The 21735-nt window shown below is 42.3% G+C and carries 19 protein-coding genes and 2 pseudogenes; 3 read left to right on the forward strand and 18 right to left on the reverse strand.

Annotation, left to right across the window (positions count from 1 at the left end; all coding sequences use genetic code 11):
• The first annotated feature begins 27 nt into the window (after window positions 1-27).
• The 3 genes from glcD (at window position 28) to H532_RS0107105 (ending at window position 3948) form a co-directional block, all read left to right on the forward strand.
• Window positions 28-1485 carry a glycolate oxidase subunit GlcD gene (glcD, locus tag H532_RS18140; protein WP_245566426.1) on the forward strand — a complete coding sequence of 486 codons (1458 nt, stop codon included), beginning with the start codon at window positions 28-30 and terminating at the stop codon, window positions 1483-1485.
• A gap of 5 nt (window positions 1486-1490) precedes the next feature.
• Window positions 1491-2903, forward strand: a complete 1413-nt coding sequence (locus H532_RS0107100) for a (Fe-S)-binding protein (RefSeq protein ID WP_027724913.1) — start codon at window positions 1491-1493, stop codon at window positions 2901-2903.
• Window positions 2904-3015: 112 nt separating this feature from the next.
• Window positions 3016-3948, forward strand: a complete 933-nt coding sequence (locus H532_RS0107105; RefSeq protein WP_027724914.1) for an N-acetylglucosamine kinase — start codon at window positions 3016-3018, stop codon at window positions 3946-3948.
• 129 nt (window positions 3949-4077) lie between these two features.
• On the opposite strand, the gene anmK is transcribed toward H532_RS0107105, so the two are convergent.
• The 18 genes and pseudogenes from anmK to H532_RS0107205 form a co-directional block, all read right to left on the reverse strand.
• Window positions 4078-5229, reverse strand: coding sequence for an anhydro-N-acetylmuramic acid kinase AnmK (anmK, locus tag H532_RS0107110; RefSeq protein WP_027724915.1), 1152 nt, complete (start codon window positions 5227-5229; stop codon window positions 4078-4080).
• Between the two features lie 73 nt (window positions 5230-5302).
• Window positions 5303-6250: a GNAT family N-acetyltransferase gene (locus H532_RS0107115; protein WP_027724916.1), complete on the reverse strand. Its 948-nt coding sequence runs from the start codon at window positions 6248-6250 to the stop codon at window positions 5303-5305.
• A gap of 26 nt (window positions 6251-6276) precedes the next feature.
• Window positions 6277-7176, reverse strand: a complete 900-nt coding sequence (gene murQ / locus H532_RS0107120) for an N-acetylmuramic acid 6-phosphate etherase (RefSeq protein ID WP_342662294.1) — start codon at window positions 7174-7176, stop codon at window positions 6277-6279.
• A 19-nt stretch (window positions 7177-7195) separates the two neighbouring features.
• Window positions 7196-8344 (reverse strand): exo-beta-N-acetylmuramidase NamZ family protein, encoded by a 1149-nt coding sequence (locus tag H532_RS0107125; RefSeq protein ID WP_027724918.1) that lies wholly within the window; start codon window positions 8342-8344, stop codon window positions 7196-7198.
• On the reverse strand, window positions 8341-9945 hold the full coding sequence (locus tag H532_RS0107130; RefSeq protein ID WP_051263200.1) for a glycoside hydrolase family 3 protein: 1605 nt from the start codon (window positions 9943-9945) through the stop codon (window positions 8341-8343). The genes H532_RS0107125 and H532_RS0107130 overlap by 4 nt, the downstream gene beginning before the upstream one ends.
• Window positions 9946-9977: 32 nt before the next feature.
• Window positions 9978-11057, reverse strand: a complete 1080-nt coding sequence (locus tag H532_RS0107135; protein WP_027724920.1) for a GNAT family N-acetyltransferase — start codon at window positions 11055-11057, stop codon at window positions 9978-9980.
• 444 nt (window positions 11058-11501) lie between these two features.
• The gene (locus tag H532_RS20270) at window positions 11502-11672 is read right to left on the reverse strand and encodes a hypothetical protein (protein ID WP_155995000.1); all 171 of its coding nucleotides are present in this window, start codon (window positions 11670-11672) and stop codon (window positions 11502-11504) included.
• Window positions 11673-11794: 122 nt separating this feature from the next.
• The gene (locus tag H532_RS0107145) at window positions 11795-12397 is read right to left on the reverse strand and encodes a YesL family protein (protein WP_027724921.1); all 603 of its coding nucleotides are present in this window, start codon (window positions 12395-12397) and stop codon (window positions 11795-11797) included.
• 95 nt (window positions 12398-12492) lie between these two features.
• Window positions 12493-14082, reverse strand: coding sequence for an extracellular solute-binding protein (locus H532_RS18145; protein WP_038111760.1), 1590 nt, complete (start codon window positions 14080-14082; stop codon window positions 12493-12495).
• Between the two features lie 152 nt (window positions 14083-14234).
• Window positions 14235-15131, reverse strand: coding sequence for a carbohydrate ABC transporter permease (locus H532_RS0107155; RefSeq protein WP_027724922.1), 897 nt, complete (start codon window positions 15129-15131; stop codon window positions 14235-14237).
• A gap of 12 nt (window positions 15132-15143) precedes the next feature.
• Window positions 15144-16088 (reverse strand): ABC transporter permease, encoded by a 945-nt coding sequence (locus tag H532_RS0107160; RefSeq protein WP_027724923.1) that lies wholly within the window; start codon window positions 16086-16088, stop codon window positions 15144-15146.
• A 66-nt stretch (window positions 16089-16154) separates the two neighbouring features.
• Complete coding sequence (locus H532_RS0107165; protein ID WP_027724924.1) at window positions 16155-16868, reverse strand: PIG-L deacetylase family protein; 714 nt, start codon at window positions 16866-16868, stop codon at window positions 16155-16157.
• A 202-nt stretch (window positions 16869-17070) separates the two neighbouring features.
• A pseudogene (locus H532_RS20940) lies at window positions 17071-17511 on the reverse strand (anhydro-N-acetylmuramic acid kinase).
• 23 nt (window positions 17512-17534) lie between these two features.
• Window positions 17535-17801: an anhydro-N-acetylmuramic acid kinase gene (locus tag H532_RS20945; protein ID WP_425426242.1), complete on the reverse strand. Its 267-nt coding sequence runs from the start codon at window positions 17799-17801 to the stop codon at window positions 17535-17537.
• Window positions 17798-18869, reverse strand: a pseudogene (locus tag H532_RS21070) (glycoside hydrolase family 3 protein). The gene H532_RS20945 and the pseudogene H532_RS21070 overlap by 4 nt, the downstream one beginning before the upstream one ends.
• A gap of 127 nt (window positions 18870-18996) precedes the next feature.
• Window positions 18997-20070, reverse strand: a complete 1074-nt coding sequence (locus tag H532_RS18160; RefSeq protein ID WP_038111762.1) for a serine hydrolase domain-containing protein — start codon at window positions 20068-20070, stop codon at window positions 18997-18999.
• Complete coding sequence (locus tag H532_RS18165) at window positions 20054-20959, reverse strand: MurR/RpiR family transcriptional regulator (protein WP_051263201.1); 906 nt, start codon at window positions 20957-20959, stop codon at window positions 20054-20056. Before H532_RS18165 ends, H532_RS18160 begins: the two co-directional genes overlap by 17 nt.
• A 353-nt stretch (window positions 20960-21312) precedes the next feature.
• Window positions 21313-21735: RNA-guided endonuclease TnpB family protein (locus H532_RS0107205; RefSeq protein WP_027724930.1), on the reverse strand; the 423-nt coding region annotated here is incomplete at its 5' end.

Here is a 21735-nt window from a genome sequence, read left to right on the forward strand (position 1 = left end):
TAGATTAAAGGGAAAGAAGGGGAAACCGTGCTGGATAAGGCTTTTAAAGAAAAGCTGATGGCGATTGTCGGCCAAGACAACGTTCTAGATTCCAAAGAGAATCAGGTCGCTTTTTCTTATGATGCCACACCAGGATTTCAATCACTGCCGGATGCGGTCGTTTTTCCGGGGTCGACGGAAGATGTCCAAGCGATTGTGAAACTTTGTCGGGAAATGAAAACGCCGACCGTCCCCCGCGGCTCCGGGACGAACTTGTCCGCGGGCACTTGCCCGGTTCAAGGCGGCATTGTCCTCTCGTTTCAGCGGATGGATCAGATTTTAGAACTTGATGAAGAAAATCTGACGCTGACCGTGCAGCCGGGAGTTGTCACGCAAAAAATTTGTGAATACGTCGAAGCCCGCGGCTTTTTCTACCCCCCTGACCCAAGCTCCATGAAAATTTCCACCATCGGCGGCAACATCATGGAGAACTCCGGGGGCTTGCGCGGGTTAAAGTACGGGGTGACGAGAGATTATGTGCTCGGGCTGACCGTTGTACTCGCAAATGGCGACATTCTTCACACCGGGGGAAAATTGGCAAAAGACGTCGCAGGCTACGACCTCACGCGCCTGATGGTCGGCTCTGAGGGAACTCTGGGGATTGTGACTGAAGCCATTTTAAAACTCGTTCCCCCGCCGCCATCAAAAATGACGATGCTCTCCGTTTATGAAAGCATGGACGATGCCGCGGAAACGGTGTCGGCCATCATCGCCGCTAAAATCATCCCGGCAACGCTCGAATTTCTCGATCGGGCGACCATTGAAGTGGTCGAAGATTATGCTCATGTCGGGTTACCGACGGAAGCGGCCGCCATCCTTTTAATTGAACAAGATGGGGACCCGGAAGTGGTGAAGCGGGATATCCAGCAGATCGCCGACATTTGTCGAAAGCACGGGGCCCGTTCGGTCCAAACCGCCCAAACCGCCGAGGAAGCCCAGGCTCTCTTGACGGCAAGACGGACGGCGCTTTCCGCCTGTGCAAGAAAACGGCCGACGACGATTTTGGAAGATGCCACCGTCCCTCGCTCGAAAGTGGCGGATATGGTAAAAGCCATTAACCGAATCGCTGAAAAATATCAGCTCACTATATGCACGTTCGGCCACGCCGGGGATGGCAATCTCCATCCAACCGTGCTCACCGATGTCCGCGATCAAGACGAAATGGCGCGGGTCGAAAAAGCGTTTCAAGAAATTTTTGCAACAGCCATTGAACTTGGCGGCACGATTACGGGTGAACACGGCGTCGGCGCCATGAAAGCTCCCTATTTAAAATGGAAGATTGGGGACAGCGGCATCCGCACGATGCAAGCTATAAAGACAGCCTTAGACCCGGATAATCTTTTAAATCCCGGAAAATTGTTTGTTCCTGATCACGCCAACTCTGTCGGAACAGGAAATCCGGCTTCTGCGCCCACGCAGACGGCTGAGAGGATGATGAAAAAATGAGCCGGGTGACGACTGATGCAGAACGGAACGCCATCCAACAAGCGTTTCGCCAAAAACTCGACGAAGATGAACTGCTTAATTGCATGCGCTGCGGGTTTTGTCTCCCAGCATGCCCGACCTATATCATGACAAAACAGGAAGCCGCCTCACCCCGTGGCCGGATTGCCCTTATGAAAGGCGTTTATGATGGAACGATCGCCTATGATGACGATATCGGCCGGCAACTGGATCTTTGCTTAGGTTGCCGGGCTTGCGAAACCGCTTGTCCCTCAGGGGTAAAATACGGTCACCTCTTAGAAAATGCCAGAAGCGCGATCAATGAAAATAAGCGGAAGACGCTTAAAGAAAAAGCGATCCGCAAGCTTACGTTCAAAGACCTTTTTCCGAATCAAAAGCGGATGCGGCAAGTCACTGGTTTGGTGCGGCTTTACCAAAAAAGCGGGTTGAAAAAGTTGGCTGAGGCGACCGGTGCCATCAACATCCTGCCGGAAACACTTCGGACAATGCAGAGCATATTGCCCGAAATTCCGGATGCGAAAGCCATGCGCGAGCGACCGGTACATCTCGCACCTATTTTTGTGGATCAGCCGAGCGCTGCCGAAACGGCTACCACTCATGCCAATATCGCAACAAACGAGGAGGCACCCATCAACCATAATGCCGAAAATCCCGTTAAACGCGTCGCCTTTTTTGCTGGCTGTTTAATGGATACGATGTTCCTTAAGACGAACGAGGCCACTTTAAAACTGTTGCAGCTCTCAGGTTGCGAGATCTTCATCCCACCGGATCAGGCATGTTGCGGCGCTTTGCACGGGCATTCTGGTGAAGCCGCCGGAGCCCGGGAACTCGCCAAACGGAATATCGAAGCTTTCGAAAAGCTTGACTGTGATACGATTGTGACGAATGCTGGTGGATGTGGTGCCTATCTGATCGACTATGCCCATCTTCTCGCGGATGACCCCGAATGGTCCGAGCGAGCGGCGCGGTTTTCTTCATGCATTAAGGATCTGTCGGAAGTGCTTTTGGAATGCGGTTTTTTAGAAAAATATCACCTGTCATTGCCCAATCAAGTCGTGACGTTTCAAGACTCCTGTCATTTGCGCAACGTCATGCAGACGGCAACTGCCCCGCGCCGCCTGTTGCAGGCGATCGATGGCATTACCTATCGTGAACTCCGGGAAGCCGATGTCTGCTGCGGTTCGGCTGGCATTTATAACTTGCTGCATGAAGACATGGCGACCGGCCTCATCGATCGGAAAATGGGGCACGTCAAAAACATCATGCCACATGTCATTGTCACCGCCAATCCAGGCTGCTTATTGCAGATGAAATTTGGCATTAAACGCCACGGTCTGGAAAGCAAAATGGAAGCCGTGCATATTGCGGATTTACTTTTAAAAAGTGTGAGCGGTTGCTGAGTTGCTGTTAGCGTTCGCAGCAGATGGCCGCGCGAGTTGATGAACAAAGGACTCGTAGCGATGAACAAATCGAGAAAGTGATGAAAAGGAAGCCTTGAAGGAGTCAAAGACTATGACGAAATATTTTGTGGCGATGGATGGCGGCGGCACAAAAACGGATGCGGTTTTATTTGATGACACTGGGCGCATCATACAACGCATGATTGGCCAAAGTTCAAGCCCGAGCGCCTTGGATGGCGCACGGCTGAGAAAACATTTTACGGAAATTTTTACAAAATTGTTTTCCAAGGAAAAACCATCGTGCGTGGCGTGTTGTTTCGCTGGCGTCTCCGGCTGCGATCACCCGCTTTTACGCGAACGTTTAACCAAGGTCCTTATGGAAACCTTACCCGTCCCCACGGAAGCCATACAGGTCGATAACGATGCGATCACCGCCCTATGGAGCGGCACGGATGGCAGCCCTGGGGCGGTCGTTATTGCCGGCACCGGCTCGATTGCCTACGGATGTCTTCCGGACGGTTCGCGATTCCGCATTGGCGGCTGGGGGCACCTTGTCGGTGATGATGGCAGCGGTTATTTTATTGGAAAAGAGGCGGCTCGTGCGGCACTCCGGGCTTATGATGGGTTGGAACCGCGCTCGCCCCTCTATGACAAAATCCAAGCGCATTTTAAAGTGGCGGCCATGCCCGACATCATCCCGATGATTTACGGGACAACTAAGACAACGCTGGCTAATCTTGCCCCGCTCGTCATCGATGCGGCTGAATCCGGCGATGCCGCAGCCATCCGTATTTTGGAAAACAGCGCGATGCATTTGAACGAACTCATCCGCGCCGCCCTTTCCCGATTTGAAGAGCCCGATGTTCCGGTTGTATTGGCTGGCGGCCTTTGGAAAGCAAAATGGCTTCGGGAAAAAGCGACGGAAGGCATCCATGCCCGCCTGATCCGGCCAGAATATCCCCCTGTCTACGGTGCGATGGTAGGGGCCGTTTCAGAGAGGGGCAACGCCACTCTATTAACCAAACTAAAGGCAGCGTTGGATTAGATGGCCATGGAAGATGACGCTGATCTTTTTTCGGCTTGTCCTTTAGTCGCCAACGAAAATCTACCTTCATCTCACCTCCAAATGAAAGAATCTATAATGCAAAAAACCTCCTGCGACTTGAGGAGGTTTTCATTTCATATAAGGTGTTAAATTACCGAGCACAACCGGGCAGCTTGCCCCGGTTGCCCGTGGGACATTGGCGGGTTGACGGTTTAACATCTCGTTGGCGAGAACCGCAAACGCCACTGCTTCCTTAGCATCCGACGACAGGCCGCAATCTTCGGCGGTTTTGATTTTTATGTCGGGTAAGAGCTTTTTGAGCCACCCCATCAGTGCTTGATTATGGCTGCCGCCGCCGCTTGCGATCATTTCGTCAATTGGGTCATTTGGTAAAATAAATGTTTTGTAATTATAGGCAATAGCCTGTGCCGTAAACATCGTTGCCGTGGTGATGAAGTCATTTGCCGGGATATGACTCCAATTCGCAAGCCAGGCTTTGACAAAATCTTTTCCGAACCGCTCGCGACCTGTTGTTTTCGGCGGTTTTTCACGAATAAACGGATCGCTCATGAGTTCTTCCAATAATCGTTCATTAACCGATCCCGCGCGCGCATACTTTCCATTAGGATCAAATGCATCGCCGTAAAAATGGTGGACCAATGCGTCAATGATCATATTTCCGGGTCCGGTGTCAAAAGCATAGACGTCTTCAAGGGCCGCTTGTTGGGGAATGACTGTGACATTGCCAATGCCGCCGATATTCTGCAAAGCAATCGCTTGATGGGCCTTGCGGAAGAGCAAATAATCTACATAGGGGACAAGAGGCGCCCCTTGCCCGCCAGCCGCCATATCCATGACTCGAAAATTGGAAACAACTTGAGTTTTCGTTTCAAAGGCGATGACAGCAGGCTCCCCGATTTGTAAAGTGGATGGCACCACATCTGCTTCGGCTATTGGTTGATGATAGATCGTCTGCCCGTGGGAGCCGATGGCGTCTAAACGTTCCAGATCAAATTCAGCCTTTTGACATATTTGTTTGACAGCGTCAGCAAAACAATAGCCGAGCTCAAAATTTAAACTGCATATCAAGCGTACGCAAGACGTGTCAGGATGAAGGGCCTTTAATATTTTCCTTTTTATTTGAGACGGGAACGCATAAGTCTCAAACGCCAGCACTTCTACCTTTGTGGTCAGTCCACTTCCGATGATTCGCGTCAAAGCCGCATCAATACCATCTACAGACGTTCCGGACATCAAGCCGACGATAAATCGTTCCATCATCGTCTTCACTCTTCCCCACTGTTATTCGTACCGTACAAAATCTATCATTTATAAAGACACGTACATCAAAAGGCTATAGCACTTTTTTCATCACATGAAACGTCCGCGTGATTTCAAAACCGGTTTTCTTATATAAATAGCCGGCGGCACTCTTTTCCCCCGTCCATAAAAACCATGCGCCGTGAAGCCCCTCGGACCGCATGGCATGTAAACACAAGTTCAACAATATTTTTCCAAGCTTTTTGCCTTGTTCTTCAGGGGCTACACCAAAAGGGCCAAAGCGCTCAGGAACACCTTCGTAACCGCCGTACAGACAAAAGCCAACGAGTTTTCGACCATGATAAGCAACAAAAATACGTTCAAGCGAGAGCCCTTGCGGAATGCCTTCACGTATCGCCCGACCCCAATCGGGATTAAAGACGGTATTGGCAAACTGGATGAGGTCATATAAATCACCATCTGTCGCCCGGCGAAAGACATACCCTTCCTTTTCTCTTTCTTTCACAAGTGCTTTGATTTCATCCGTCAAAATAAACTCTACCAGATTCCTATCCATCGCCACGCATGGATAGACCATTTGAAAGCCTTGCTTTTTTAAGAAAGATTCTCCTTCGGGATAGTGCGCCTTATCAATCCCAGGAACGATATAGTTCGGGGCATACGAGGAAAAGAAGATGTTTTTCCGCTGATGTTTTCTAAAAAAATCGAGCGCATTCTCAAGCAATTGTTCACCGATGCCTTGGCGCCGATATTCCGGATGGACGAAAAAAAACGGAATCCAACCATTTTCGTTTTCCAAATCGGTGTCAATCATAGGCAGGCGCCTCCGCACCGCATATAACGCGCCAACAAGTTCTCCGTCATGAAAGGCGAGTTGTAAACCTTCCGGATCAAAATTCGCATCAAGAAGCACTAAGCGGCGAAATCTTTGTAGATTAATAGGGTCATAGGGTAAGCAATTATTCCATAGCGTTACCACTTTCTGCTCATCACCCGGTTGATAATTCCGGTAAAGGATCATTTGCCGATTCCTCCTTTACTATTAAACTAATCAATGGCCTCACGGACATAGCCATTGGATCGTTCTAATCGCTTCAAAGCGGTCTCATAATCCACCCCGCTTTTAATCATGACGATGGCCGCTTTGACATTATTTTGGGCGGCATTTAGCATTTTTTCAGCTAATTGGCGGTCCACACCCGTTGTGAAAGTTATAATATTGATCCCGCGTTCTTTTAATTTTTTATTACTAATATGGAGGTCGACCATTAAGTTTTGGTAAACCTTACCTACCTTAATCATTGCCGTCGTTGTAATCATGTTTAAAATAAGTTTCTGGGTGCTACCAGCTTTCATTCTTGTTGACCCGCTAATGACTTCCGGTCCTGGAACAGCTTCAATTTTATAATCCGCGATCCTACCAATCACGGAGTTTTCATTACATGTTAAAGCAACAGTAATCGCATGAGCCGCTTTGGCACCGTTAAGCGCTCCGATGACATAAGGGGTTTTCCCACTGGCCGCAATGCCAATCACAATATCTTTTGCCGTTACATTTTTGGCACAGATATCCTTTCTGCCTTGTTCCTCATCGTCTTCGGCGCTCTCTATGGATTTAAAAATGGCTTGTTCACCCCCGGCGATCATCGCTTGAAAAAGATCGGGGCTCACCCCAAACGTCGGCGGGCATTCCGCGGCTTCCAAGACACCTAATCGCCCACTTGTACCAGCACCAACAAAGAAAATTCTCCCTCCGCTTTTGATAGTGGCTACCACCGCATCGACGACTTTGGTGATCTCGGGAATGACCTTTTCAATCGCTTCCGGCACTTTACGGTCTTCTTCGTTTATAAGTTTTAAAATATCCGCCGTCTCTAAGCTATCAATATTTACCGTGTTGGGGTTTACACTCTCTGTTGTTAAAAGTTGATTATCCACATCAGCCACCAACCATCCTTTAAGTTAATCATTGATATAGAAGATAGGGTTTGATCCGGTTTCGGAAGGCTTCCAATTCCACATCGCAGGCGGTAAGAAACTCATCCGACCTTTGTTCAAGAATCCTATTCATCAGTTCGTCCGTTCCAGCTAGCAAATTAAAATGGCATCGCACATCCTCCGCATCCCGAAAGGAAAACTGGTCCGGATACAATTCAGCGATTGTCTCAAGCAAGTACAAGCCAGTTTTAAGACTGTGAAGTTGCGTTTTATCCGTAATATGAATTTGCACACCATGACACAGCTCATCTTTATATTTTTGATAAAACGGAACATAACTTGTCGGGCGGGCAATGACACCCGGCAGACCCTTTTTATTAAAGCGTTTGGCTAAACGGTAGCCATCCATAAAAGGGGCACCAGCCACTTCAAACGGTCTGGTCGTTCCGCGTCCACAAGATATATTGGTTCCCTCTAAAAGACATGTTCCCGGATATAACAGGCTCATGATTTCTCCTGTTGAATTAGGGGATGGTTGCACCCAAATAAGGCCCGTATCACTGAAAAACATGTCTCTCCGCCAACCCTCCATTGGAATGACAACGAGTTCACAATCGATGCCAAACTCATGTTTATAAAGGAGGGCGATTTCTCCTATCGTCAGACCATGCCGATTCGGAAGCGAATAGTTGCCGACAAAAGAACGAAACCCTTCTTTCACGAGGTTTCCTTCGCGAGAATGACCATTGATCGGATTGGGGCGGTCGAGGATCACCACTTGCTTTCCATACTCCTTACAAGCCTCCATCACATTGGCGACCGTGTAGATGAATGTATAATAACGTGCGCCTATGTCCTGGAGATCGATGACGATCACATCGACATCCGAAAGCATGTCACCCGTCGGTTTGCGGGTTTCTCCATATAAGCTGTACACCGGAAGCCCCGTATATGGATCGATACCCGAAAGAACGGTTTCTCCTTCTTTGGCATCCCCGCGAATGCCGTGTTCCGGTCCATATAAAGCGGTTAAGCGGATATCTGGATGTTCGTAAAACAAGTCGATAGTCGGCACAAGTTTTTGGTTGACACCGGTCATGTTCGTCACTAAACCGATCCGCTTCCCTTTAAAGGATGCGACATGACGCTCCAAAAAGATCTCTATACCTAGCTTCATGATCTATACCTTCTTTCTCCACCAGGAGAAAAGGTTACCGGCATTTTCCCTGTAATCTTACTTTTTCCGAAAAGCGCATCGAGTGCCGCATGGATTGCAGTGGCCGAATCATCAAAGACACATAACGCATCAAGACAGCCACCGACCGGAAGCAGGCTAAACGGTCCTCTTAATGAAATCAGATAAGTATTTTCTAAAGCGCGCAACGCCTTAACCATCTGACTGTATTTATCCTCTTTAAAGGAGAGCGTAAATAATAAGACATAATCATAGTTTTGCGATTTTTCCTTTAGCGTCTGCATCGTCGCTTCGATGTCTATCTTTGAATCATCAATGCATTCGTGCTCTATTGATAAAGGGTAAAGTGACAGGGCTTCACCAATTTTTGTATCGTAAATCCTTTCTTCCACTTGAAGATGCGTTTTCTTCCCAGGATAGACGGCTAAAACTTTTGCATCGCCCGTGATCGGGAGCGTCTTTGGCTTTCCAATAACACAAACGCTTTCCCTGTAGGCTTTCTCAGCCAACTCTTGATGCTCAACACAGCCAAAATAAGTGAAGCTTTCCTCCGAACCTTTTTGGTCAGGGACTTGCGCGTATTTTTCTTTCAAATGATATATGCGGTCGCGGGAGTGCTCAAGCTGATCCAGCGGAATCTCTCCCGACTGTGCTGCATCCAATAAACCTTCGATTGCTTCAATTTGGTGATGATAGGTATGCGAAACCATCGCTACATCCGCACCCGCTTGAATCGCATAAACGGCGCCTTTTGCTACCCCCACGGTTTTGACAATCGCATTCATTTCGAGACAATCTGTTGTGATCACACCTTTAAAGCCTAGTCGATCACGGAGCAATCCCGTCATGACATTTCTTGATAAGGTGGCCGGCCAATCAGGGCGTTCAATCAAGGCAGAAAAATAAATGTGTGCGCTCATAATCGTATCCGCCCCATTTTTTATCCCTTCCATAAACGGCACAAGTTCAACTTTGCTAAGCCTTTCCAGCGAATGATGAATGACCGGCAAATCCAAATGGGAATCCGTGTGTGTATCACCGTGACCCGGAAAATGCTTCAACGTCGTGGCTACACCTGCTTCCTGGCACCCTTTCATCCAGGCAAGCATCAATGTTGCTACCTTTTCAGGAGATTCCCCGAACGAGCGAACATTGATGACCGGGTTATCGGGATTATTATTAACATCAGCCACAGGAGCCAAATTCCAGTTAATCCCGACTTCCTTTAGTTCCAACCCCGTGGCCTTGCCGATTTGAAAGGCAAGCTCGCTGTCATCCGCCGCACCGATTGCCATGGCACCGGGAAAAGTAACTGCCGGCGGCTTTAATCTTTGCACCACGCCATTTTCCTGGTCGGTGCAGATTAAGAGCGGATACTGATGCCCAGCTTTTCGCGCTTCTTCTTGCAAGGACGAGGTTAAAGCTAGCACTTCTTCGCCGCTGCCAATGTTGCGGCCGAATAAGATAAAATTTCCGATCCGGTAGTCATGAATCAATGTTTTCACTTCATCCGTGACGGTTTTACCGTTAAACCCAACGACAAAAAGTTGCCCTAAAAGATCTAGCCATTCCTCTTGATTCATAATAATTATCCTTTCCAATTCCCTAAAGTTGTTTAAATATAATTCAAACCGTTTGGCCAAGGCGGCGTGATGTATGAAAAAACCCATTGGGCGAACTGTTCTTCCATTCCTTGCCAACGACATGCATGGCCTTCGTAAAGTGAATACATCCCCGTACTTGGATCATAACGGAAAACCGAATCCGCGTTATTAAAGCATAAAATATCCTTAAATTTCAGCCAAAAACGTCGGGGATTTAGAAGTTTCATCGTTCCTGGGTATGGCAAGCTGTTGCTTTTCGTTATACCTAAGGTTTCAAGGCATCTGCACAATGGGTCTTGCTTAAGTACCGGCACTATCATTTCTGATAATGTTTCATAGTTGTTATAAAGCTGTAAAAGTCCAACAGCGACAGCTTTACGATCCCCATGAAATTCAATAATGTGCGCCTTTTCGCGGTTACCTTTGATTTCCTCAAAACCTAGGATAAAATAGGCAACCGTTTGATGTTGAGTCTGAACAAAATAAGCTTCTTGCCGCCAAGGGAAGATTCGGCAATAACCAGCCGCCTCATATAATTGCCGAAATTCTTTTGGAGTCCGTAGAAAGCGGGTTCGCTCCCCTTTTTCAAGATCAATGAAAGTTTGACTAACGCATGATGTCATTTGGTTGGCTTTTTTCAATGCGTATCCGCCCATTGGTTCAGCCCTTTCTTTCATAATAAAGAAATACATCGTGCCTGCCTGATAACAACCGTTACGAAAATAAAGTCCTCTATTACCGGAGACAAGAACGATATCGACCTGCTCTTCCCGCAATTGTTTCCAAGCCATTTGTAAAAGGCGGCTACTCAACCCCCGGCCACGATAGGAAGTCGCCGTCGCTACTGACCCAATAGAAGCAATGGTCACAGGGACTCCCTCAACGAGTGCCTCAGTAACAAAAGCCCCCACGTGACTGACAATTTGCCCCTCATCATCTGCCACCCAAAGATGCTTCACGTTGTCTTCACTAAACAAAAGTGGAAATTGGCTCCCCATCGTTTCTGGCTTCTGATTAGCGCGGCAAAATACAGTATTGACTAACTCTAAAATACCAGGTAAATCCGATTTCATTGCTTGACGAATGTTCATATTTCCCCAACCTTTTAGGGCTTGAAATAACTTACAAACTTCGTGTTGCTATAGAGAAAAACTTAGAATTTCAAAGCCCTTCCGCATATTTTCGCCTTCCGAAAGTTTCAACGTTTACGCGTACTCTGTTCCATTCAGAAAGTCGCATATTGCCCCGAATATTGGTAATAGTCATAGTATCTGGACTCCTTGGTATTCATCACAAACCAAAAGTTTGTAATAATTTCCGGATATGTATCAATCCCGTCAAGAACCCCCACATAGATACGTGAGTGTAGTCTTCCATTTCATCCTAATTTCTACTGTGTAAATAGCCCCTGAACCGTGCACCTGCAAGCTACCCAATTCAAAACTCTAAAGTGTAGAGTTCAACCATGCCTTATCAAGAAATAATGAGCATATAGCGTAATCAGGAAAAATACAATTCACAAAATGCTTAATCACCTAATCTAGTTTGAGTTTTCTGAAATATTTAGCAACTGTTGTAATTATTTCATCATCCAAACGCAGTTCGGCCTCTTTATAAACTATAGTGATCGATTTCGTCCTTAAAACTTTCTGGGCAGTCTTGATTTCACGAATCTTTTGCCCCCAATAGACTACCCACCTAAACAAGCGACGGATTCTCCTTCTCCCCACCGATCAGATGCAAAAAGCCGTAAATAATAATTGCCTAAAAAGAACTTAGTCTGAGCTTCACCTCAAATCACTACTTTCAAAATATATTTTTTAGAAAACTATTTTAAAAAAGATCTCATAGAAACACTTGTTAGTGTTATACTAATAAGCCCACCAGCTAAGAATAAAACTAAGATAGGTGAAAATCTTATTATTAAAACGATTGCTAGAAAACTAACCACCATCATAATAGTTTGTAAAGGTTTTGCCAGCGCCATAATTAATGAATATTTTATATATTCAAGGACTCTAAACTTATAATGTGCATGGATCGGGAAAACATATAGTAAAATCACAAAGTACAAAATAAAAAATATTAAAAATGTAAATGTAAGAAACCGGAAAAATAATAAATCCGATTTCAAAGAAATTTTTAAATCAAAGTACAAAAAGATGCCAATAAAAATCAAAACATATCCAAGTATATTCGTTTGAATAAAATCTTTCTTAAAATATCCCCAAAATGCTTTTATAATTGGTATATCCCGTTCCCCAATAACCCATTTTCTTGAGACTGAAAACATGGCTGCAGTGGCGGGAAAGAATCCAAACATTCCACCACCCACCACTGTAAATAGGATCCATAAAAAATTTAAGTACATGATGTGAGTGATCCATTCAAATACGTGATATAGCTTCCACACCATTCCTTCAAATGTCATTCATACATCATCCCTTAGAAAAAGGAAAATTTGCTTTTAGCTATAGGGTGTCCTTTAAACATTGGACACCCTTATAGCTGGCTTTAAAAATAATTTTACTTTGCTGCTTTTTCGTAACGATCATACGCAGCTTGGTTAATTTTCACCAACTTATCAACACCAAGGTTATTTAAAGTTTTAACAAATTTATCCCAATTATTGAAGGATTCATCACCCTTGACAAACTTTGCTTCCATTTGCTCAATGTACTTGTCAATATCTGGCTGTAGCTGATTAATTTGATCTTGTTCTTCTGTTGTGTAGTGGACATCCGGAAGTGGCAGTTTGGCATATGGAACTAATTCATCACTGATCCATTTTTCAATAAGGTGAATCGTTGGATTATCTTCTTTTGACATAAAATCTGTTCGTATTACATAAGGTGTCGGTGAAGTTGAACCTGGTGCTGCCTGAGCGGATGCCTGTGTCGTATTCATGCCTTTCGGGGGCGTGAGAACCCATTTGGATTTTGAATCGTCCGTCCATTTCCAGTCTTTATTTTCTAAACCAAATTGAACTTGAATTGAACCTTCAGGCGAATAAAGATAATCCAACCACCGCATGGTTGCCGCAGGATGTTTATTAGCACTGGTTATCGCTGCCCGACCACGATAAACTTTTGATGTGGCTTGTACTAATTTTTTGTCATTTACTGAACTTGTCATTGGCGGTAATAAAGGATAATTGGCTGCTTCAGATGGATCCTTAAATCCTACCATTACAATTGGCCAAGTTGGATAAACCCCTACGCGTTTTTCGGCTCCTTTAGCAACATATTGATCCCAGGTATGAGAAAATATTTGTTGGTCCATTAACTTTTCTTTATATAACTTGTGCAGAAATTCCAAAAGTACTTTATAATTATTAGATGTAAATGCATACTTTATTTTTCCGTTTTCTTCATAAATCCCGTTACTTTGAACAATCCCAAAGTCAGGGAAAAGGGCATTTCTTAATGTCGCAAGATCCGGAGCCGAAATGGGTATTTCATCAGCTTTTCCATTTCCGTTCGGATCTTCATTTTTAAACTTTACGAGTAAATTGTAAAACTCGTCGATGGTTGATGGACGTTTAGCACCTACTGCCTTGAGAAAATCACCATCCATCCAAGTTAAAGGTATATAATTACGGATGGTATCATCATAGGCAGGGAGTGAATATATATGACCGTCAGGTGAAGTAATTGAAGGTTTAATTTCAGGATGTTCTGCCATTAACTTTTTTAAATTTGGTGCATATTTATCAATCAAACCTTCTAATGGAATGAGCATACCTTGAGAACCGTATTCGGCTTCCTCCCCAGGTGTTAAGTTTGCAGCAAAGAATAAATCAGGTAACTCATTACTACCGAATGCAAGCTGTTTCTTTTGTTGATAATCCTCCGATGTACTCATCTTAAACTTAAATTTGATATTAGTTTTTTCTTCCATAAATTTAAAGAAATTCATTTTATCCCATGAAGGTTGTAACGGAGAACTCATACCCATCATCGTTAGGGTAATTGGTTTATCAACGATTGGGAAACCTGTTTTGTTGAAGTTTTCATCCGGTTGTGTGCTTACCGTAGATTCCTTTTTATCCGAGCAACCAACCGTTAATGAAAGTACGATAATTAACGAAAGGATTGATATCCAAAACTTTTTCATTTCTTTACTCCTCCAGTTATTTCAAAATTGGAATTTGCATTAATTATTTTTTTATTGATCCCCCCTTTTCGTTCAACATGGTGCGAATTTTACTAACTTATGAATCTTACCTCCCTCACTTAAATATGTTTCCTTAATTTATTTAAAGTTGGCTAACCTTTAATTGAGCCGATAAGAACCCCTTTTAAGAAAAAACGTTGTAAAAAGGGATACACAATAAGTAATGGAGCTGCAGATACAATCATAACGGCATACTTGATAATGCTAGCTATTTTAGCTTGCTCACCAATTGCCGCAACATCCGTACCCTGAAGGTTAACTGTTTGAGCTGCAACTTCTTGCATTATCAATATTTTTCTTAATATTAGTTGTAACGGAAAGAGATTCTCATCAGATAAATAAATAAGTGCATTAAAATATTGATTCCAATGACTGACACCGTAAAATAAACCCATGACCGCAATAATAGGCGCCGAAAGCGGAAGAACAATTTGAAAGAAAATCCGAAAAGTTGATGCACCGTCGATTTCTGCCGCTTCTTCTAGCCCCTTAGGTATAGTCACTCTAAAGAATGTTGTTGTTACAATGACATTCCATACGGCTAAAGCATTAGGGATAAGAAGTGCCCATATTGTATTGGTCATGTGTAAATTTTTAACCAACAAATATGTCGGGATAAGTCCACCTTCAAAAAACATGGTAAAAACCATGATCCCCATAATTATTCCTCTGCCTTTTAAATCATTACGAGATAATGCATAAGCACAAGGCAATGTGAATGCCAAATTGATGAAAGTACCGAAGAGTGTATAGAAGATAGTATTTCGATAACCGATCCATATTTCTTTATTTTCAAAAACTCTTCTAAAGCCTTCGAATGTAATATCTCTCGGCCATAACCACATGGCACCTGAGTTCACATATGTAGGATTACTGATTGATGCACTGATTATATAAATTAGTGGATATATAATTATTAAAATAAAGAACCAAACTAAAATTTTATTACAAATATCAAAAATCCGGTCAGACTTTGAAGGCTTTATCATGTGACCACATCCTTACCACAAGCTTGTGCCCGTTCTTCTTGCAATACGGTTGAAGAATATGAGAATAATAAAGTTAATAACCGCATTAAATAACCCAATGGCTGTAGAATAACTATATTGACCATTTAAAATACCAATGTCATAAACGTATGTCTGAATAACTTGTGATGAATCGAGATTCAAAGGATTTTGCATAAGTAATATTTTTTCAAAGCCAATTGACATTAAATTTCCCATATCTAATATTAAGAGGATTATGATGGTAGGAAGTATGCCAGGTAAATTAATGTGCCATATACGTCTTAACCGAGATGCCCCATCAACTTTAGCTGCTTCATGTAGTTCAGGATCTATACCAGCAAGAGCTGCAAGGTAAATGATTGCCCCCCATCCTAATTGTTGCCATTGCCCAGACCATACAAAAATGGTTTTAAACCAACCGGGTTCAGTCATAAAAGAAATGGGTCCAATCCCAAACCATCCTAATACATGATTAACAATTCCGGTTGAAGGATCTAAAAATGCGATGAGCATCCCTACAAATACTACGACAGATATAAAGTGAGGCGCGTATGTTATTGTTTGTGCAATCTTCTTAAACCTTCCATCTCTCAACTCATTTAAGGAGAGGGCAACAATAATTGGTATTGGAAATAATATCAAATTATATAAATTGATTAACAATGTATTTTTTATTAAATCCCAAAAATAATAGGCATGAAAGAATCTCAAAAAATTATCAAATCCTACCCATGGGCTTCCAAATATCCCCTTAGAAGGCATATAATCTTTGAAAGCAAGTTGCAAGCCATACATCGGTACATATTTAAAAACAATGATATAAATGAGCGCCGGAGCCAAAAGGACATAAAGTTGCCAGTGGGTTTTCAAATATTTTAAAAAACTATTCTTCTTTGGGATCAAAGGTGTTTTTGTCTTTAAATTATTGATCCTCATACGTGTTTCTTTTTTCATAGCGATATTTGGTAAGTTCATCCTCATTTAAACCTCCAAACCTCTTATTTAAAGAGGAAAACCCGGGATTTCTGTCCCCTTCCTAATATTACCTCCCACTGGAAACTTTAATGTTTGTGCATATCTGGTTCGATTTTGGCAACCTCTTACGGTGCCTAATGCCTTATAGTAATCAAAATACCTAAAGTCCTTCGAATTCATGACGAACCAAAATTTGGAAATAGCCTCAAGATAGAGATCAAAAGTCTCCGTAACATCAACGAAGATATCTGGCACATAACCCTCCATATCTTCCCAATTCTCGCTATGTAAATAACCATAATAATGAGGTTTTAATCCGCCAAGATCAAACCCACTTAATCCTGTTTTTAACTGTGCAGCCTCGACAATTTTAGGGACAGTTGCATGATCTGAGTGAATACTATTAATCCAGTGTGTAAGAACTAGATTCGGCCGATATTTTCTTAGCAAAGTGGCAAGGTGGGTGACTATTTCCTCAGTCAAGCGCAACTCAGCATCTTTGTAATCTAAAGTGATACATTCTGCCCCTAAAATAGCACAGGCTTCCTCTGATTCTCGTATCTTTTGTTCCCTGTATTCCTCTACAGAAAGATGGGGCGGATTTCCCTTTTCACCAGCTGTTAAATGTAAAAACGTTACTTTATGTCCAGCCTTTGCATATTTTGCAGCAATTGCTCCTACTTGTAATTCCCCATCTCCACAATGCGCATCAATCACCATTAAATGTTTTTTGTCAGACATACTTACAGCTCCTTTTAAAATTATTATTCGGGAATGGACAAAAACTTCTGAATTTTTATTTCAAAAAAATAAGAACAGTGCAAGCACCCAGCGTGTAAGCGCTTTATATCACAATTATGTGTTAAATGAATAATTATGTCAATATATATTTGATTTTAATGAAAAAATTTTTTACTGATAGTGAATGTTTATACTTGTTAATTCAAACTCTTGGCCATGGTGTTAAATTCCCTAATAGGACATATTGTTTTGCACCCGTAGCTCTTTTAAAATTTGTTGGATTGCCATTTAACCAATCATTTGCAAGAATCGCAAAAGCGACAGCCTCTTTGGCATCTGGTGAAATTCCATAGTCAATAGTTTTTATTTCTACCTCTGGCCACTCATCCTTTAACCATTTAATAAGAGTTTTATTATGAACACCTCCTCCGCTCACTATTTATTGATCAATTTTATGGAAGGGGTATATATAATGCTTATAGTTATAAACCATGGAGTTAACCGTAAATTTTGTGGCAGTAGCAATGAGATCATTCGGCGGAAGGTGTCTCCATTTATATAAAAGTCTCCCAATATAATTTAAACCAATACGTTCTCTCCCTGTGGTCTTTGGTGGTTTTTCCTTAAGAAATGGATCAGCCATCAACTCATTAAGCAAATCGGTATTTATTTTTTCCCCAATCCACTATAATAACTGTTCGGGTCAAAGGGGATATGATAATAATGGTTAACAAATCTATCTATAACCATATTCCCCGGTCCTGTATCAAATGCGTAGACATCATCTAATTTTCCGTTACTGAGCAAAATAGTGATATTCGCGATTCCCCCAATGTTTAGTAAAGCCAGGTTTTTTTCGGGATTGTTAAAAAGTAAATAATCAACATAGGGAACTAGAGGTGCACGTTGCCCTCCTGCTGCCATATCCATCACTCTAAAATTTGAGATGACAGGTGTTTGTGTTTCAAAGGCGATGACAGCTGGTTCTCCAAATTTCCAATTTCAGAAACAGATTTTTCATACACGTTTATAGCTAATTCTTCGTGATCCTTACACCTAAAATATTGAAATAATTGACAAGAGGATATTTTTGGAGGGCTTGCATAAAAAGCTTTTAATTTTTTTATTCTCGCGACGGAATTATTGACTTGTTCAAAGTTTAGTTCATTCTTTTGAATCGCTTTTAACAATAAATCTACTGCATCTACTTGGTAAGAGTAAGTATGTGAAATCATTACCATTTCCGCTACAGCTTTAACTGCCTCCAAAGCGTCTTTTACGGTTCCAACCGTATTAGCAATTGCATTCATTTCTAAAAAATCAGTTACCATAATCCCATTAAACCCTAATTTTTTTCAACAAACCCGTAAGCACCGATTTAGATAATGTTGCTGGCCATAAATGTCTTTCTTCCAAAGCGGGAAAATATATATGGGCTGTCATTATAGTATCAGAGCCCGCCCTAATCCCTTCTATAAATGGTCGAAGCTCCACATTATATAATCGTTCTAGCGGATGGTTAATCGTGGGCAAATCAGAATTTGAATCAATATTTGTATCACAATGTCCTGGGAAATGCTTTAAAGTGACCGCAAACCTGGCTTCATGACATCCTTTGATCCAAGGAACTATTAATGATTCCACTTTCTCAACGGTTTCTCCAAAGGAACGGACATTGATAACCAGATTATCTGGATTATTGTTTATATCAGCTACTGGAGCCAAATTCCAATTGATACCAACCTCCTATAATTCAAGTCCAGTTGCTTTACCCATTTTATAGGCAAGTTCCGGGTCGTTGGCTGACCCAAGTGACATTGCTCCAGGGAAATGTGTGGCAGGTGATTTTAAACGTTGCACGATACCATTTTCCTGGTCAGTAAATATTAGCAAAGGTAATGAATGCCCTGCCCTTTTAGCTTCATCTTGCAGCGCCGATGTCAACTCTAAAACCTTTTGGCCAGTTCCAATATTGCGTCCAAATAAAATAAAACTACCTATACGGTAATCAGAATAAGTTTTTTCACTTCATCAGTAATAGTTTTTCCTTTAAATCCAACAATAAATAGCTACCCTACAGCCGATAATAATTCCTGCCTATCCATGACCATTGCCCCACCATCTAAAATTATTCTCTTACTTTATCTATCGCGAATGAAACTAAATTATGGAAAACTCTACGGATCCTATTCATGTTAATCGAACGTCCAATATGTACACGATTTGACAGTAAAATTATCCCAATACCTCTATCGGGATCTATCCATAAAGAAGTTCCTGTAAATCCTGTATGACCATAACAATTATTAGAAAGGAAATAACCAACTGGAGAAAATTCACTATCAACTAATTGCCATCCCAATCCTCGATTAAGATTTAGGGATGAAGTGTAGTTTTTTCGGCTGGAATCAATTAAGGATGGTGAGAGGAATATATTGTTGGCTGCAGTATATCCTCTTCGTAATAGCATTTGTGTGAAAATTTTTAAATCTCCTAGATTTGAAAACAGACCAGCATGACCGCTAACACCACCAATTTGAGCGGCATTTTCATCGTGAACCTCCCCCCATCTATAATCATTAATCGCATCACTCCATTCTGTAGGGGCAATATGGATACGGTTAATTTTGGGGTTAAAGGTTGTATTTCCCATTCCTAATGGCTTAAATATATTTTCATACGCAAATGCATCTAGTGCTTGGCCTGTAATTTTTTCTATAAGGAATCCTAATAAAATAAAATTTAAGTCACTATAAACCACTTTGTGACCTGGTTTGGTTTCGCTGCCAACCTCGAAGTTGTTACCGATTATGTAGTCACAAATCGTTTCTTTAGACCATCCATATTTATAAAAAGGAATGTGGGCAGGTAAACCTGAAGTATGTGTCAGTAAATGTTTGATTGTAATCTTGTCGGTAAATGTATTATTAAAGAATCTTTTGATGGAGTCATCTAAGTCTATTTCTCCCTTTTGTATTAAAAGGAGTATTGAAGGTAGCGTAACACAAACCTTCGTTAATGATGCCAAATCAAAAAGAGTGTCGATACTCATTGGAATCTGCTTTTTTATATGTGCATAACCTATTGCTTTTTCATAAATTGTATTATCTTTTGTAACTATTCCATAAACTGCACCAGGTAATTGGCCTTCCTCGACTCTTTCCCATAAAAAATGGTTAATTGACTTAAATAGATTTATCATCATTGCCTCCGTAGGAATTATAAATATGCTTTTTCCTTTTCAGCCTATAACAATTATCAATAGCTAAACGAGATTTATTTAACTGTGTCAGTGACTGATGATAATTATGGCCAACAACCGCTATATATAAAATATCGACAATATTCAGCTGGACGATGCGGGAAGATGTCGCAGCGCTCCTTATGTCGGATTCCGTTGACAGCGTCTCGATGTGAACATCGACTAAATGACCGATCGTATTTGCACCGTAACGCGTAATGCCAATGGTTTTCGCGCCATTTTCCTTGGCTGCTTTTATGCACTCAATGACTTGTATGGTTTCCCCCGAATGGGAAAAGGCAACGGCGACATCGTTCTCGGTTAAAGTGACCGCCGAAGTCAGTTGGAGATGTGTATCACTATAAGCGGTGCATGCTTTATTAATGCGCATAAATTTGTGCTGCGCATCTTGAGCGACCAATTGGCTAGCTCCCGTACCATAGAAATCAATTCGCTTAGCATTTTCAATCAGATAAACTGCTTCCTCTATTTTTACCGGATCTAAAATGTTCAGTGTTTCATTGATGGAATAAATATTATTATTTGATACAGATGAAATAATTGTTCTAATATCACTTTTTGGGCTAATTTCCTGGTATTCTTCACCTGTTGAAGAATTTTGTAAATCCCCGGCAACTCTTAATTTCAAATCTTGATAACCTTTTAGACCAAGGCTCTTACAGAGACGAATAATTGCTGATTGACTTGAACCGCTGGCTTCAGCTAATTCACTTACCGTCATACGAACCATTTTCTCAGGATTGTCCAGGATATATTGGGCCGCAAAACGTTCTGATGGGTTAATGCTGCTTATCGTTTCCTTGATCAACCTTAATCCGCCTTTTAACATGACAACCCACCTTTGATATCGCTTTCATTAACCTTATTATGCGTTAGCTGAACTTTTATGTCAATATATTATTTTTTATATTGAAATTTTATTTTAATGGAGTCTTTTTAATTGGGGTCAGTCCCCCATCGCTTTAAAGTGTTATAGTGAAAACCGCTTTTTTTAGTCGTTTTGCTTTAACGCACTAATGAGTCGGGGGACTGACCCCTCAACGTATTGTTGGTAATGCTTTTTCTTTGGAAACGGGACGTGGGAGAGAATTCTTTGTGTAACATTGAACTACCCCCACTTAATTTTCTAACGAAAATTTGAAGTGGGAGATTCCTACGTAGAGGGTTCCAACGAACCCTAATTTAGTAGGCGATCCCCGTGGTCCCCACGGTTCCATTGACTAAGCGTAGAGCTTCATTTTTTATGTTAATCGCCGCATTGATATCACGGTCATGGATGCTTTTACAATTAGGGCATGTCCATTCACGAACGGCCAGATCTTTTACCCTCTTGTTATGATAACCACAATTGGCGCAGAGCTGGCTGCTTGGAAAATAAGCGTCAACCTCCACTTTTTGTTTGCCATACCATTCGGTTTTATACGTGATCAGGTCTTTGAATTTGCTCCAACTCGCATCGTGAATGGACTTCGCTAAGTGATGATTCTTTACCATGTTCTTGACTTGCAACGATTCCATGCCTATGATGTCGTGGTTTTTGACGAGATAGGTGGAAATCTTGTGCAAGTAATCATGACGCACGTTGGCGATTTTTTCATGGATTTT

This window comes from Tuberibacillus calidus DSM 17572 (genome assembly GCF_000430685.1).
Lineage (GTDB): Bacteria > Bacillota > Bacilli > Bacillales > Sporolactobacillaceae > Tuberibacillus > Tuberibacillus calidus.

Coding starts and splice junctions, on each gene's coding strand:
- H532_RS0107105 (WP_027724914.1), top strand. CDS start 3,016: ATGACGAAATATTTTGTGGCGATGGATGGCGGCGGCACAAAAACGGAT.
- H532_RS0107155 (WP_027724922.1), bottom strand. CDS start 15,131: ATGATAAAGCCTTCAAAGTCTGACCGGATTTTTGATATTTGTAATAAA.
- H532_RS18160 (WP_038111762.1), bottom strand. CDS start 20,070: ATGATAAATCTATTTAAGTCAATTAACCATTTTTTATGGGAAAGAGTC.
- H532_RS0107165 (WP_027724924.1), bottom strand. CDS start 16,868: ATGTCTGACAAAAAACATTTAATGGTGATTGATGCGCATTGTGGAGAT.
- H532_RS0107115 (WP_027724916.1), bottom strand. CDS start 6,250: ATGATCCTTTACCGGAATTATCAACCGGGTGATGAGCAGAAAGTGGTA.
- H532_RS18165 (WP_051263201.1), bottom strand. CDS start 20,959: ATGTTAAAAGGCGGATTAAGGTTGATCAAGGAAACGATAAGCAGCATT.
- H532_RS0107130 (WP_051263200.1), bottom strand. CDS start 9,945: ATGAATCAAGAGGAATGGCTAGATCTTTTAGGGCAACTTTTTGTCGTT.
- H532_RS18145 (WP_038111760.1), bottom strand. CDS start 14,082: ATGAAAAAGTTTTGGATATCAATCCTTTCGTTAATTATCGTACTTTCA.
- H532_RS0107125 (WP_027724918.1), bottom strand. CDS start 8,344: ATGAAGCTAGGTATAGAGATCTTTTTGGAGCGTCATGTCGCATCCTTT.
- H532_RS0107160 (WP_027724923.1), bottom strand. CDS start 16,088: ATGAGGATCAATAATTTAAAGACAAAAACACCTTTGATCCCAAAGAAG.
- H532_RS0107135 (WP_027724920.1), bottom strand. CDS start 11,057: ATGAACATTCGTCAAGCAATGAAATCGGATTTACCTGGTATTTTAGAG.
- H532_RS0107145 (WP_027724921.1), bottom strand. CDS start 12,397: ATGACATTTGAAGGAATGGTGTGGAAGCTATATCACGTATTTGAATGG.
- anmK (WP_027724915.1), bottom strand. CDS start 5,229: ATGATGGAACGATTTATCGTCGGCTTGATGTCCGGAACGTCTGTAGAT.